At 50.8% G+C, this 13,248-nt stretch carries 12 protein-coding genes and 1 other RNA gene; 4 read left to right on the plus strand and 9 right to left on the minus strand.

The window, feature by feature from the left end; translation table 11 throughout:
- Positions 1-16 precede the first annotated feature (16 nt).
- The 4 genes from IKQ95_09735 to IKQ95_09750 all read right to left on the minus strand — a co-directional run bounded on the left by IKQ95_09735 (position 17) and on the right by IKQ95_09750 (position 4,023).
- Entirely contained in the window at positions 17-622 is a 606-nt protein-coding gene (locus IKQ95_09735; protein ID MBR4196977.1) for a cytidylate kinase-like family protein, read from the minus strand.
- A gap of 34 nt (positions 623-656) precedes the next feature.
- On the minus strand, positions 657-2,669 hold the full coding sequence (locus IKQ95_09740; protein ID MBR4196978.1) for a M13 family metallopeptidase: 2,013 nt from the start codon (positions 2,667-2,669) through the stop codon (positions 657-659).
- Positions 2,670-2,762: 93 nt separating this feature from the next.
- Positions 2,763-3,818, minus strand: coding sequence for a PQQ-binding-like beta-propeller repeat protein (locus tag IKQ95_09745; protein ID MBR4196979.1), 1,056 nt, complete (start codon positions 3,816-3,818; stop codon positions 2,763-2,765).
- Positions 3,819-3,831: 13 nt separating this feature from the next.
- Positions 3,832-4,023: a hypothetical protein gene (locus IKQ95_09750; protein ID MBR4196980.1), complete on the minus strand. Its 192-nt coding sequence runs from the start codon at positions 4,021-4,023 to the stop codon at positions 3,832-3,834.
- A gap of 86 nt (positions 4,024-4,109) precedes the next feature.
- On the opposite strand from IKQ95_09750, the gene hemW reads away from it, so the two are divergent.
- Positions 4,110-5,189: a radical SAM family heme chaperone HemW gene (hemW, locus tag IKQ95_09755; GenBank protein MBR4196981.1), complete on the plus strand. Its 1,080-nt coding sequence runs from the start codon at positions 4,110-4,112 to the stop codon at positions 5,187-5,189.
- On the opposite strand, the gene IKQ95_09760 is transcribed toward hemW, so the two are convergent.
- Positions 5,167-5,745 carry a hypothetical protein gene (locus IKQ95_09760; protein MBR4196982.1) on the minus strand — a complete coding sequence of 193 codons (579 nt, stop codon included), beginning with the start codon at positions 5,743-5,745 and terminating at the stop codon, positions 5,167-5,169. The two genes, hemW and IKQ95_09760, sit on opposite strands and share 23 nt — an antisense overlap.
- A gap of 62 nt (positions 5,746-5,807) precedes the next feature.
- Here IKQ95_09760 and ffs point away from each other — a divergent pair.
- Positions 5,808-5,906, plus strand: an RNA gene (ffs, locus tag IKQ95_09765) — signal recognition particle sRNA small type.
- On the opposite strand, the gene IKQ95_09770 is transcribed toward ffs, so the two are convergent.
- A complete protein-coding gene (locus IKQ95_09770; protein ID MBR4196983.1) occupies positions 5,907-7,367 on the minus strand; it encodes an APC family permease in 1,461 nt (486 codons plus the stop codon).
- 104 nt (positions 7,368-7,471) lie between these two features.
- Here IKQ95_09770 and IKQ95_09775 point away from each other — a divergent pair, with 104 nt between their 5' ends.
- The gene (locus IKQ95_09775; protein ID MBR4196984.1) at positions 7,472-9,328 is read left to right on the plus strand and encodes a response regulator; all 1,857 of its coding nucleotides are present in this window, start codon (positions 7,472-7,474) and stop codon (positions 9,326-9,328) included.
- Between the two features lie 105 nt (positions 9,329-9,433).
- Here the strand turns inward: IKQ95_09775 and IKQ95_09780 are convergent, their stop codons facing one another.
- Positions 9,434-9,934 carry a PH domain-containing protein gene (locus IKQ95_09780; GenBank protein ID MBR4196985.1) on the minus strand — a complete coding sequence of 167 codons (501 nt, stop codon included), beginning with the start codon at positions 9,932-9,934 and terminating at the stop codon, positions 9,434-9,436.
- 215 nt (positions 9,935-10,149) lie between these two features.
- On the opposite strand from IKQ95_09780, the gene IKQ95_09785 reads away from it, so the two are divergent.
- Entirely contained in the window at positions 10,150-11,370 is a 1,221-nt protein-coding gene (locus IKQ95_09785) for an ABC transporter permease (GenBank protein MBR4196986.1), read from the plus strand.
- A 48-nt stretch (positions 11,371-11,418) separates the two neighbouring features.
- Here IKQ95_09785 and dnaB read toward each other — a convergent pair whose 3' ends face one another.
- Both dnaB and rplI read right to left on the minus strand, forming a co-directional pair.
- Positions 11,419-12,780 carry a replicative DNA helicase gene (gene dnaB, locus IKQ95_09790; GenBank protein MBR4196987.1) on the minus strand — a complete coding sequence of 454 codons (1,362 nt, stop codon included), beginning with the start codon at positions 12,778-12,780 and terminating at the stop codon, positions 11,419-11,421.
- Complete coding sequence (gene rplI, locus IKQ95_09795) at positions 12,777-13,226, minus strand: 50S ribosomal protein L9 (protein MBR4196988.1); 450 nt, start codon at positions 13,224-13,226, stop codon at positions 12,777-12,779. The genes dnaB and rplI overlap by 4 nt, the downstream gene beginning before the upstream one ends.
- Positions 13,227-13,248: the final 22 nt, after the last annotated feature.

Raw genomic sequence — 13,248 nt, forward strand, 5'->3', positions numbered from 1 at the left:
CTGTTTTTGTTAGGTGCTATATCAATGACGCTAGAGCCTCCGCAAGTTTCCTGAAGTCCGCGCATTTTGACGTGTTGACGCAGAAATCATAGTTTGCTTTGTCGCCCCATTCCTGACCCGTGTAGAACTCGTAGTATTCCGCCCTGGCCTTGTTGATCTGCTCTATTCTGCGGGCTAATTCCTTGTCGGACATTTCGACTCCTTTCGCGTAGTCGTTGGAGCTGTTTTCCCGGCACCGCTTCAGCTTTGACTCTGCGTCAGAATACACAAACACACGGAAGGGATTCGCGTCCCTCAGAATGTAATCCGCCCCCCTGCCTACAATGACACAATCCGATTTCCCGGCCATCTCGCGTATTATTCCGTGCTGCTCCTTCTGTACGTCCTGCCCGTAGTCGGGAATGACCGCCCAGAATGTTCGCCCCGTGTGAATCGGGAAGGGGATTACGGGCTTCTGCTCGGCAACGTTCTGAATGTATTTCTCTGACAGTGATGTGCGTTTTGCGATCTCGGCGATAATTTCGCGGTCATAGTACGCAAAGCCGGTGATGTCAGCGATGAGCCGGGCAAGCTCGCGGCCTCCTGACCCAAATTCGCGGCCTATAGTGATTATTCTGTTCATGGAATTTTTCACCTCACGGAAAATATTACCACTTCTACCAGACTGCGACTCTTTTCTCAGGAGCGAGATACATGTTATCCCCCTCGCCGATTCCGTATGTCCTGAAAAATTCCTCATACTGCTGTACGATTGCGTTCACGCGGATGTACGGCAGGGCGTGGACATCGGTCTTTATTCTCAGGTCTGACATTTCCCGCGTCTGAATCATCTTCCAGATTTTTGCGTACTGCCTGAAAAATTTATTGTAGCTGAAGCCCTCTATGCCCTCGGCGATTCCGAGCATGGCTTTCACCCCGGCCATGTCCGCAATTGTCTCACCCTGCACAAGCTCCCCGCTGTAATGTTCGCCGGAGTCGTCTACCCTGAATGTGTCAATGTACTTTATGAGCCTCTCAGCGCGTTTCTTGAAGTGTGCGCTGTCTTCCTCAGTCCACCATGACTCAACGTTGCCCGTTTTGCCGAACTGCGCCCCGTTCGTGTCGAATGCGTGGGAAATCTCATGCCCGATTACCATACCGATGCCGCCGAGTTTCTGCTCGTAGGACATTTCCGGGCTGTAGAAATCCCCGCCCATTATCCCGGCGATTATGTTTATCGAGTTTTCTGACGGCTGATAGTAGGCGTTGACGACAACAACATCATTAATCCATAAATCATGGTCAACTTTCGTGTTTATTCGGTCATAAAAATATTTCTGTATCTTGTACTTTTTCAGGGCTTTTACTGCCTCATACAGTCCCATATCAGCGGAAATCTCATAGCCGGAGAAGTCTACCCATTTTTCCGGGTATGCTGAATTGAGCCTCATTGCGTCAAGTTTCTCGATGGCCTTTTTCCGTGTCGACTCTGAAAGCCAGTCTTCAGACTCAAGCATTGCGCGGTAATATTTCACTGTCCGGCGGATTATGTCTTCAACTTCTTTTTTTGCTGACTCAGGGACATATCGCCCGATGTATATCCGTGAGACTGACCCCGCTAAATTCCCGTGAACAAAGTCAACCGCCAAATCAATATCCGGCTTGCTCTCAGAAATTCCGAGCCTCTCGCGTGATAATCTCTGATACTCCCTGTAAGCGGCCTCATCCGTGAGAGTGATATAGCCTGACACGAGATTAGCCAGCAGGTACGCTTTCATGTCCTCAAGATTTGACTCCGTGTAAAGCTCATTGAGTGCCTTCAGCCATTCGGGTTCCTGAAGATTCATGAGGTCTGAGACTGCATTATGAGCCGCGAGAATGTCAGCAAACGGGAAAACTGGCGATTTCTGCCTAAGCTCGTCCATTGTGAGCGGGTTATACATTTTGTCGATTGCTGAAGGATCATATACTTCTTTCAGCGTCATTTCATGGGCGGCGATTTTCTCCTCGAACCTGTACGAACGCTCAAGAATATCCCGCGCAAATTCCTCCGTGTAGCCCAGTCTCCGCAGCATGTAGCGGACGATTCCGTCATGCATTTTCTTCACGCGGTCTCCGTTTGCGGTGCGCTTCCTGTATTCGGCTGAGTCTCCGAGTGAGAGTCCTGTTGCTGACAGTTCGAGGTTGTGAGACTCTGAGTCCTTGTTGTCGCGGCCGATCCCGAAATCGGCGAGCATTTCACCGCTGTACAACGTCTCTTCCTGCATGAAGTACGCGCTGAGTTCGTCAAGAGTCTTGATTGACGTTATCCGCCCGGCCTGCCTGTCTAGGTCTGCGAGTCCCTCGGCGTTCCGGGAGTCCCAGTCAAGCCAGAGGGCATAGAGCCTCCGCACTAAATCTGCGTCATGGCCGGAGATTGTTACGTCTGTCATCATGGCTTTTAGGCGTTCGTCTATTGTGTCCTGAAGCTCGGTGAACGCTCCTGCGCGGGGGTAGCCGGGCTTGAGCGCGGTGTTCATGAGCCAGTCATGATTTATATTCGCGTAATAGTCATCTTTGAGGGAAGGCGAATATTTAGCGTCCTTCATTGCGCCGATAACGTTGGAATTAAGCCAGGGCGTTTGTTTTGCGGCATGTGCTTGTGAGACAAGTCCTGCGGAAATGATGAGGGCAAGAAAAATTTTCAGCATGAATAAAACCTCCTTTGAGATTACAACATTGTAACAAAAAACAAAAAAAGACTCCCCCGCAGTGAAAACGGGAGAGCCTCAGAAATTTACGGCCTACTGGAAAGCGTAAAGGGTACTTCCGCTGCCGAAATAAAACACTCCGTCCGAGAATGCCGGGGTTGCGCTGAGTCCTGTTGCGTCTGTGAGAGTCCCCGCCTGCCTTCCTGTGTTCAGGTCAAGAATGCATACTGACCCTGTTTCAGCTCCTGCGATGACTACGCCGTCTCCGATTACTGGCTTTGCCAAAATGCTGCCTGAGTTCGTGTTGAATCTCCACAAAGTGCGCCCAGTCTTTTCGTCAAGCGCGATTACAGCCCCGCTTCCTGTGCCTACAACAATTTTTCCCGCTGAAATTTCCGGCTGTGTCGTGATTGTGTCGTGAACGTTGACGTGCCAGAGGGGTTCAACGCCATTTATCTTGACGCAGTTCACAGAGCCGTCCCACGCGGAGAAGTAGACGTTCCCGCCGTTCACTGTGGGAGTGTTTACCGCACCGCCTGCGCCGCCTCCGTTGAGCCTCTTGCCTGTTTTCGCGTCAACCATGCTGAATGTGCCGTCATACTCTCCGACGAACACGATGCCGTCATGATACAGGGGAGCAGCCCTGACTCCCTGGTCGCTTGTGGCGTATGTCCATGCCGCTTTGCCGTCTTTTGTGCTGAATGCGTGAACCTTTCTGTCAGCCTTTGAGACGTAGACGAGTCCGCCGCCTGTTGAAGCTCCGTCAGAAAGTCCGTCATTCACATCACGGCCGTGAAGGTCTTTACCGCCCTCGCCGCCTGATGTCCATACAAGACCGCCTGCCGTAGCCTTGAACGCGAGAAGCTCACCGCTGCCCTGTGCGAATATAACCGTGTCGCCTGTTACAGCCGGAACACCGTAAATCGTGTTGTCGGCTTTGTACTCCCATGCGACTTGGCCGGACTTTGCATTGACCGCAAAAATTTTCCCGGTCTCAGTCCCAAAGAAAACCGTCCCGCCTGATACGGTTATCCCGCTAGTTATTGGGCTGTCAAGCTGGAGCTTCCACATCTCGTGGCCGCTGAAGCCTAACGCTGACACGGCCATGACGAACACTAACGCTAATGACAATACAAAACTCTTACGCAATTATTTATACCTCCTATACATATTGCTCAACCTGATCATGAACCACAACTAAATTGTTGAAGTCCTCGATTCTTGGTTGCTGCACTAATACTGACTCCTGAACGTGTACATACTGCGTCTCAACTCTCCGCACAATCGGCCCGCGCTCGATTCTCGTGGGATTTCCGGCGGTGTTTGTGATTATGTTCGTCTGTACCACACGCATTATTATTCCTCCTTTGCCTGCTGATATTGTAATTGTACACTAAATCCCCGCGCAAGTGATAATATTTTCCCGGAGGCGATTTATGATTGGCGGTCTCACTGTATGTACATGTTCCGTTCTGTGAGAGGAAGTGCGGCTACTGCTCATTCTACAGCATGGCCGGAGGAAGGGAGCTTATTCCCGCGTGGCTTGAGGCTCTGAAACGCGAGGCAGAGTCATATTCCCGGGACGGGAAAATTCCGCTGTCGACTCTCTACATCGGCGGAGGGACTCCAACGTTCCTGACTGTAACGGAATGGGATACTCTGATGACGATAATCCGCGCTAATTTCAGCACGTCAGCAATCACAGAAGCCACTACAGAAGCGAACCCCGCAAGCCTGACTCCTGAGCATGTATCATTCTTCAGGGACAATAATTTTACCCGCATTAGCTTGGGAGTGCAGAGCATGAATGACTCTGAGCTTCTGACTTTGGGACGCTTGCACGATTCCCGGTCAGCAGAAAAAGCAATGTCCCTCGTGAAATCTTCCGGGCTGAATCTCAGCTGTGATTTGATTTTCGCCATACCAGGCCAGACTCTAAGGTCATGGGATTATTCGTTACGGCGCGTGATGGAATATGCGTGTCATATTTCGTGCTATCAGCTTACGTTAGAGCCTGGAGTCCCGATGTGGGAGAAATTCGGCGGGGATGACCTGAACGGGGCGGGCTACAAGTTTTACCGTTACGCGCAGTACATGCTTCCGCGTCATAATTTCGGGCAGTATGAGATCTCTAATTTCGCGCTTCCCGGCCATGAATGCCGGCACAATTTAGCGTACTGGAATCATTCGGACGTTATAGCAATTGGGCCGTCTGCTGTGAGCTATGTTGACGGGGTAAGGTGCGCGAATCCGTCCGAGCTTGGGAAATATATTGCGGGCGTTAAGGGTGAACGGGAAAAATTATCGCCGAGGGATTCGGAGCTTGAGCTTGTGATTCTGTCTTTGCGGACGAAATTCGGAGTCCCGCGTAAAAATCTCCTGCCTGAAATCGAACGCGCAATATCTGAAATGCCCGCGGATCTTTTTGTGTTCACGCCTGAGAGAATCGCACTGTCTCCGCGGGGAATGAGGCTGGGAAATTATATATGGTCTGAAATTATGCTTTGTGCTGAAGTTTAGCCTCGGATATGGCTTCAGCTATGAGGCTCTTTACGTCATCAAGAGTTACAGCGGGAGTCCGCGCTTCCTTGGCGAAATCCCAGAATTTGTTGATGAATGGCACAGCAATCATCGCCCCTAAAAGCACAAGTACCCAGTAAACAAAATTATTAGTGTCATCAATACGCTTATGCATCCCGCTAAAGCCGTCATCCATTCGCTTGTCCATCACGCCCATACGTTTCTCCACACCGTCAATACGAGCGTCAAGACGTTTTTCCACACTGTCAATTTTCTTGTCCACGCCGTCAATACGTTCTGACAATGTTTTTTCTACACCGTCAATTCGAGCTGACAATGATTTTTCCACGCCGTTAATACGTTCTGACAATGATTTTCCCACACCGTCAATACGCTCTGACAATGAGTCAATCTTGCCCTCAAGCCTCATGAAAAGCATCTCCATTTTCGCGTCAAAAACATCCTGCCTCACATACGCTCCCATATCCTGAGACACCGCAAACGATTCCGAACATACAGCAATCACCATCAATGCCGCAAGAAATATTTTCCTCATCGCAATAAACCTCCCTCCGTGATTTTATGTCTCTATTCTCCGATAATGTGATAGAATATTCAAGCCCGGCTCAATGCGGCGGAAACCTGCGAACCGTGTCAGGCCCGGAAGGGAGCAGCACTAAGCGGAATTTTCCGGGTGCCATTGAATACCGGGTATAATTATTCCCCGGAATCTTCTTCATTCGGCAGGTAATTTTTGGCGGTTAAGCCCCCCCCCCCCCCCCATATACGCCGGATTACGTAAAACAAAGTCCCTATTACTCCCCATAAGAACAGCAGAGTATATGACTCGTAGCTCAGTGAGTCGAGAAGTATAACAGCCATAGCCAGCGAGAATATTACGCCGAGTACCCCGAAAATCATAATGTCTCTGCGTTTTTCCCGCCACGCATATTTTGCCGCCGCAAGTGAAGTGTACGCAAAGCCTATTGACGCTCCTATAGAGGCCATGTCGAACACCCAGCCCATTACCGCCCGCCCGAAAAGGCATGTTACCCCGGCGACTCCGGCGCAGAAGAGTCCCGCGTGGGAGGGGACTCCGTTCCTGTTGAGGTAGCCGAACCATTCGGGGATCATTCCGTCCCTGGCCATCGAGTAAAGCACTCGGCTTGTAGCTGTGTAGAATCCTATAATCCCCGTCAGCATCGCCGCAAGAACTGAGGCCGTAATCACCGCGAGTCCCGTCTTGCCCATCACTATATTAGCCGCGTTGAGGGTAGCGATTCCCGCCGTGCCTGACTGATTCGGGAGGTCTGCAATGTACGCAGGCCATGAATGATGATACACATACGGAACGACAGAACACGCCAGCAATGTCAGTGCCAAGTACACGAAAAGCCCGCATATTATGCTTGTGTCCATGACTACTTTCACTTTGTCCGGCGAGAATTTCGACTCCTCCATCAATTGCGGCACAGTGTCAAACCCTATGAACGACTGCGGGCCGGTTATGGCAACTGCTACAATCTGCGCGATTATCCCTTTCGTGAAGTCCTGCGTTACCGGGCGGAACATCGGGTGAATGTTGGCGGCTGAAACATTCGGACTCACGAACGCCGCCCCGATTATTACGAGTATCCCGCCGAGAAGAATCATGACAAGGTATGTCTGCAATTTCCCGGTGAATATTACGCCCATGAAGCTCACTAGCATTAACACGGCCATGACTCCGAGCGCAAGCAGCATTTCACCGAACCAGACATCATAGCCCGATACAGTGTAGTGAAATCCGAACTTGAACGCGTCGCCGAATACCGCCCGCATAATCATATTGAGGGCAGTAGCGTTTAGGGGGATGACGGACAAATACGACAGCGACAGAAACCACGCGCAAATAAATCCGTGTGTCTCGCCGAATGATGTCTTGGCGTAAATGAACTCGCCCCCGGTCAGCGGGAATTTCTTTATCATGTAGCTGTAGTTGTACGAGATTATGAGCATGACGAACGCGGCAATCTCCATCGCAATAAGAGTCCCAAGAGGGCCGGCGCTGGGAAGGAACACCGTACCCGGCATTACATACGCGCTCCAGCCTATGACGCAGCCGAACGCCAGCGACCATACATTGAGGGGAGTTAGCTCGCGCTTGAGATGCCTGTCCGTGTCAATCATGAATAGCATTGTCGTGTCTGTCCTTTATTGGGATATGGTGAGGGCATTATATCACGCGCAAAGGTGCTATACTCAGTCTATCATTCACACAAAAAGGGGCTTTGCTTTCTGTCATGACGGCAATACATAATATCAGAGAGGCATTTCTTGAGATTACAATGCTTCCGTTCCTGTTCGTATTCTCTGCTTTCCTGGGCGGACGGCTTGCGACTAAATCAGAGATTAATCGGCGTTTTCTCTTCCTAGTTGCGTCAACATTAACGGCGGCGTGCTTTGAGGTTCTCACGGAGATTTTCACCGACATAAAAACCGTAACGGTATGGCGCAAATTATTCTACGCTACAATCAACGTCAACGGCTACTGCTTAATGTGCTACGTTGCGGCATACACGCGCAAAATCAGCAGGAGATTCGCGGAGATACATTTCTTCTTCCTGGCTTTGAGCGTGATTATTCCGTTCATGTTCCGTTACAGCGGGGACATTTCTATGATATTCTCGCCGGGAGTCGGGGTTCTTTTCGTGCTTGAAGGATTCGTGTTACAGCTCGCGTATCAGGAGTATTACGGCAACGGACAATTTATCGTAATGAATGTGCTGTTCGTGCTGCTGATTGACTCGTTCGTCATGCAGTACCTTTTCCGGCAGAATATGCCCCTCGTTTACACTGTCGCAACTATCATGCTTGTGTTCACGTTCTTTTACCTTGAAGCACCCACGTACAGGCAGCTATTATCAGCTCAGAACGAAATAGAAGAAGCCCGCCTCATGGCTGAGGACTCAATGAGGAAAGCCGGAGCCGCCAACAAAGCAAAAAGCAACTTCCTCGCAAGCACGTCGCACGAAATCCGCACACCAATGAACGCAATACTCGGTATCAATGAGATGATTCACGCGGAGGCAAAAGACTGGGAGACGCAGAAAGCCTCACAGGACATCAAGAACGCGGGCGAGCATTTATTGAACATCGTCAACAATATTCTTGACATCTCAAAGATTGAGGCCGGGAAAATGGAGCTTTACGAGTCAGATTATCACCTTTGGGAGATTCTCAAAGACTGCGAGGGATATATCACAGGTCTGATCGGAAAGAACCCCGCAATAAAATTCATACTCAGCGCAGATCCTTCAATGCCCGAACATCTGCACGGGGACGCATTGAGGCTAAAGCAGGTGCTGACAAACTTACTCAGCAATTCCGCGAAATATACCCTCAAAGGAAGCATAGCCCTTAACGTTTCGTGCGAATCAGTCAGCGATAATAATTCCGCCGTAATCCTGAAATTTGTCGTTGAGGACACCGGAATAGGAATGCGGGAGAGTGAGAGCGCAAATATCTTTGAGCCTTTCGAGCGGGCGAATATCATCGAAACGAGGCACATACCCGGTGCGGGACTCGGCCTTGCGTTAGTCAAGAACATCATTAACATCATGAGCGGGCGTATAGACCTTGAGAGCGAATACGGCAAGGGAACCCGCGTAACGTTCGAGATACCGCAGAGAATAGTACGGGGGGACAACATCACGATTCAGGAGTATGAAGACTACATGCAGAACGCTGCCAATGTAGAGACAGCCGCGGAGGATGACGGGCCGTCAGTGTGGCCGGGGGCGAAAATTCTTGTGGTTGACGATACCCCGGTGAATCTTGTTGTCGCAAAAGGAATGCTGAAAGAGTCAATGGCTGACATTGATACGGCTGAGTCCGGCGAGGAGGCTTTACAGAAAATAAAGGCCGGGCATTATGATATTGTCTTCCTAGATCACAAAATGCCGGGGATGGACGGAGTAGAGACTCTCGGCCATGCGAAAAAATACGCCCCTGATACCGCGTTCATTGCCCTTACAGCGAACGCCGGGGGAAACGCCCGGGCGGAATATATCGGGATGGGCTTCGATGACTACCTGCCCAAACCGTTCAAGAGCCTCGAAATGATGAAGCTATTGCGTCAGTTCCTCAACAAAAAATAGCGGACAGGCTACAGAAATCAGGACAAAGAAAAACGGGGGCAAAGTCAATCCGGCTGACTCGCTCCCGTCAATTTTTCTGCGTGTAATGTGTGCGGTGAATGAGGGCTAAATTTTGGCCTTGTACCTGCTTGCGTGTTCCTGAATCTCATCGCGGACTTCAACGGGGTGAAGGATTCCCGGAGCGATTATTTCCTCGCGGCCTGTTCCTGACGAGGCTATTATGATGTCGCCGATGCCTAAAATTTTCTGCATGAGCGTCTGTTTTACCTCGATATGCTCAATGTTCATAAGGCCGATTTCAATCGACTTGCTGAAATCCGAGCTGAACGGCTTCAGAGGGCTTAACTCTGAGAATGATACTTCCTGATCCGAGGGCTTTTCGGGGTTATCTTTGAGCGTGAGAGATATTGTCATGCGCTTCACGAGAATGTAAAGCACAATGAGAACATCAACAGCGGCGGCGGCGTACCATATCCATTTACACCAGTCCGCGCCGGGGTTGTAATGATTCACTACCCATGCCAGCACGAGAATCAGAATCACGAGAAGCCACAGCTTGTAGAACCCTCTTTTTGCGGGCTTGTATGTCCTGTAGAACGGTTCCATGATGATAATAATTCCTCCCTTTGTCGCGTGAAAATTTCAGTTAGCGTTTGACATTATAGCATTTATTTTTCTCACCCTCCATGAAGCCCCCCTGCCCCCCCTAAGTTAGGGGGGACACGGCTTGCCGAGGGGGGGTAACACCTCACACACAAAATACAACATGGAAGAGTAATCTATAATGGCAGGAAAATTTTTCGCACGGAGGATTTTTGCTGATGGAAATAATAAAGACGGCACTGCGTTCCCTTCTCAGCAACCGTACGCGCTCACTTCTGACAATGCTGGGAATAATAATCGGAGTCGGCGCGGTAATCACAATGGTAGCAATAGGACGAGGCGCAGCACAACAGGTAGAAAGCGCGTTAGCCGGGTTCGGGTCAAATATGCTAATCGTAATGCCTGCTCCGCCTAATTCGACAGGCGCGAGAGGGGCGGCGGGTTCCGGGCAGTCATTGACGCTTGAAGATTCGTATGCGCTTGCGGAACAAACATTTTCCATCGCAAGGACAGCCCCGGAGGTCAGCACGTCAGCGCAGGTGATTTACGGAAATTCTAACTGGAACACAAGCGTTACAGGCAGTACGCCGGATATATTGCAGGTGCGTAACTGGTCAATGGCAAGCGGGGCGATGTTCACGGAGCAGGATGTGAGGAGCGGCGCGAAAGTCTGCGTGATTGGCCAGACAGTAGCGAGGGAATTATTCGGATATTCTGACCCTGTAGGCATAACGATACGAATCAAGAGCGTGCCTTTCCGAATCGCAGGGATGACGACAAAGAAGGGCGCAAACTCCTGGGGGCAGGATCAGGATGATTTCATTCTCGTCCCGGTAACGACAGCACAGCGGCGGCTTTCGAGGGCGGGAACGAGAGTCGACACAGTGAGGCGGATAAACGTTCAGGCAAAGGACAAAGACTCGGTGTCATCTGCGGAAAAAGAAATAATATCCCTTCTCCGGCAGAGACACAAACTTACGGACGGAGTCGAGAATGATTTTAACGTCCGCAACATGACCGAGGTACAAGAGAGCATGGCCAGCACCGCAAATGTGATGAGCATGTTACTGGGCGCAGTCGCGTCAATCTCTCTTCTTGTCGGCGGAATAGGCATCATGAACATCATGCTTGTGTCGGTCAGCGAACGTACCCGCGAGATAGGCATACGCATGGCCGTGGGCGCGAGGCCGTCAAATGTGCGCGTCCAATTTCTGACGGAAGCAGTAGTGTTATCACTTCTCGGAGGGGCTATAGGGATTTCGCTGGGCGTGGGAGTGTCGAAAGCTGTAACGGCGTTTGTCGGCTGGGCTACGATAATTTCCGGGCAGTCGATAATAGTCGCGGCGGGGTTCTCTGCGTTTATCGGGATATTGTTCGGTTTCTGGCCTGCGTGGAAAGCGTCAAATCTTGATCCCATTGACGCACTGAGGACGGAATAGCGGACAGGGGACAGGGGAAAGACTCTAATCCCTAGTCCCTAATCCCTGCTACATTCCCGGCATGTCATTGGCGTAATCCCTGAAGCGCGTATATTCACGCTCAAAGGTCAGGTGAAAGACTCCCGTGCTGCCGTTGCGGTTCTTTGCGACTCTTATATCGGCCTTGCTGTTTGCGGTGTCGTTGTTCTCGTTCTCGCTGTAATAATCCTCCCTGAACATCAGCAGCACTAAATCTGCGTCCTGCTCAATCGCGCCGGAGTCCCGGAGGTCTGAAAGCTGCGGCTTCTTCTCATTCCGAGACTCGACAGCCCGCGACAATTGCGACAAAGCTATGACGGGGCATTTCATTTCCCTTGCGGCGGCCTTAAGCATTCGCGAAATGTCTGATACTTCCTGCTGACGGCCATCGGTGAGTCTCTTTTCGCCCGAACTCATCAATTGAAGGTAGTCCACAATCACAAGCGACAAATCCGGGTAACGTGTCTTGAAACGTCTGCACCTTGTGCGGAAATCTACGGCTGTGAGGCTTGAGTCGTCATTGATGAAGATATTGCGCTGTGCGAGAATGCTACATGCTTCCCGGACGCGCTGAAAGTCATCAGTGTCAAAAGCTCCCTTGCTCAACAGTGAGAGGTTCACGCTTGCTTCTGCTGAAAGCATACGCATGACGAGCTGTTCTGCGGGCATTTCGAGACTGAATATCAGAACGGGGCGGTTTGCGCTTCCCCCTCCGAACTGTGCGATGTTCACGGCGAAAGCGGTCTTACCCATTGACGGACGAGCCGCGATAATGTTAAGGCTTCCGGGCTGTAGCCCCCCGGTGTAGCTGTCTAGGTCTGCGAATCCTGTAGGGTAGCCCGATGTCTTGTTGTCATTCTGCCTGTAACGCTCTTCAACGTCAACAAAAACAGGGCTGATTATGTCTTTCACGTGGCGGAAGTCTGTCGAGCTTTTGTTCTCGGCTGCCTCAAAGATTAATTTCTCTGCATGTTCTACGATTTCGGGGACTGACAGCGAATTGTTCACGGACATTCCCCGGATAGCGTCGCCCACAAGCAATAATTTCCTTCTCACGGCGTTTTCGCGGACGATTCCGGCGTGATATATGACGTTGGCTGTAGTTGTAACGTTGTGAACGAGTCCGGCGAAATATGCCTGACCTCCGAGCGGCTCAAGCTCCCCGCGTGAGTCAAGCTCAATCTGAACCGTAACAATATCCGCAGGCTTGTCGGCCATGTACATAGCTGAGAGGACTTCATACACTTTTCTGTTGTCTGGGCTGTAGAAGTCTTCTGGCTTCAGAATCTCGATTGCGCTTCCGAGAGCTTCTTTTGACAGGAGGCAGGAGCCTAACACAGCGCGCTCCGCGTCGGGGCTGTTCGGGGGCTGAAGGCTGTAATCAGGAGTCATGACACCTTCACGGAGAGGGTCATATCACACTGAATGCCGGGGTAAAGTTTGAGCGAGACGGGGAAATTTCCGGGCTGCTTAATTGTGTCGTCAAGTTTGATGTTGCGTTTGTCGAAATCTTTGAGGCCGTGCTGTGATTCGAGGGCTTCGGCGACCTGCGCCGCTGTAATGCTGCCGAATAATTTTCCGTTCTCGCCTGCTTTGCCTTCAACTGTTACGGATTTCCCCTGAAGTTTTTTGCGGAGGGACTCTGCTTCTGCGCGGAGTTTTTCGTCTTTGGCTTTGAGTCTTGCCTGCTCGTTTTTCCATTCATTGAGCTTTCCGGGTGTCGCCTCGATTGCGAGTCCTTTGGGAATAAGGAAGTTTCTTGCGTGTCCGTCGCTTACGTCAACAAGTGATCCTGCCTTGCCTAATTTTGATACGTCTGATTTCAGTATTACCTTCATGAAAATTTATCTCCCTTCTCAA

The sequence above is a fragment of the Synergistaceae bacterium genome (genome assembly GCA_017540085.1).
Taxonomy (GTDB): domain Bacteria; phylum Synergistota; class Synergistia; order Synergistales; family Aminobacteriaceae; genus JAFUXM01.

What these genes read in the sequence shown, in the direction of transcription:
- IKQ95_09735 (MBR4196977.1), bottom strand. Translation starts at nt 622, where the DNA reads ATGAACAGAATAATCACTATAGGCCGCGAATTTGGGTCAGGAGGCCGC.
- IKQ95_09740 (MBR4196978.1), bottom strand. Translation starts at nt 2,669, where the DNA reads ATGCTGAAAATTTTTCTTGCCCTCATCATTTCCGCAGGACTTGTCTCA.
- IKQ95_09750 (MBR4196980.1), bottom strand. Translation starts at nt 4,023, where the DNA reads ATGCGTGTGGTACAGACGAACATAATCACAAACACCGCCGGAAATCCC.
- IKQ95_09760 (MBR4196982.1), bottom strand. Translation starts at nt 5,745, where the DNA reads ATGAGGAAAATATTTCTTGCGGCATTGATGGTGATTGCTGTATGTTCG.
- IKQ95_09770 (MBR4196983.1), bottom strand. Translation starts at nt 7,367, where the DNA reads ATGCTATTCATGATTGACACGGACAGGCATCTCAAGCGCGAGCTAACT.
- IKQ95_09775 (MBR4196984.1), top strand. Translation starts at nt 7,472, where the DNA reads ATGACGGCAATACATAATATCAGAGAGGCATTTCTTGAGATTACAATG.
- IKQ95_09780 (MBR4196985.1), bottom strand. Translation starts at nt 9,934, where the DNA reads ATGGAACCGTTCTACAGGACATACAAGCCCGCAAAAAGAGGGTTCTAC.
- IKQ95_09785 (MBR4196986.1), top strand. Translation starts at nt 10,150, where the DNA reads ATGGAAATAATAAAGACGGCACTGCGTTCCCTTCTCAGCAACCGTACG.
- dnaB (MBR4196987.1), bottom strand. Translation starts at nt 12,780, where the DNA reads ATGACTCCTGATTACAGCCTTCAGCCCCCGAACAGCCCCGACGCGGAG.
- rplI (MBR4196988.1), bottom strand. Translation starts at nt 13,226, where the DNA reads ATGAAGGTAATACTGAAATCAGACGTATCAAAATTAGGCAAGGCAGGA.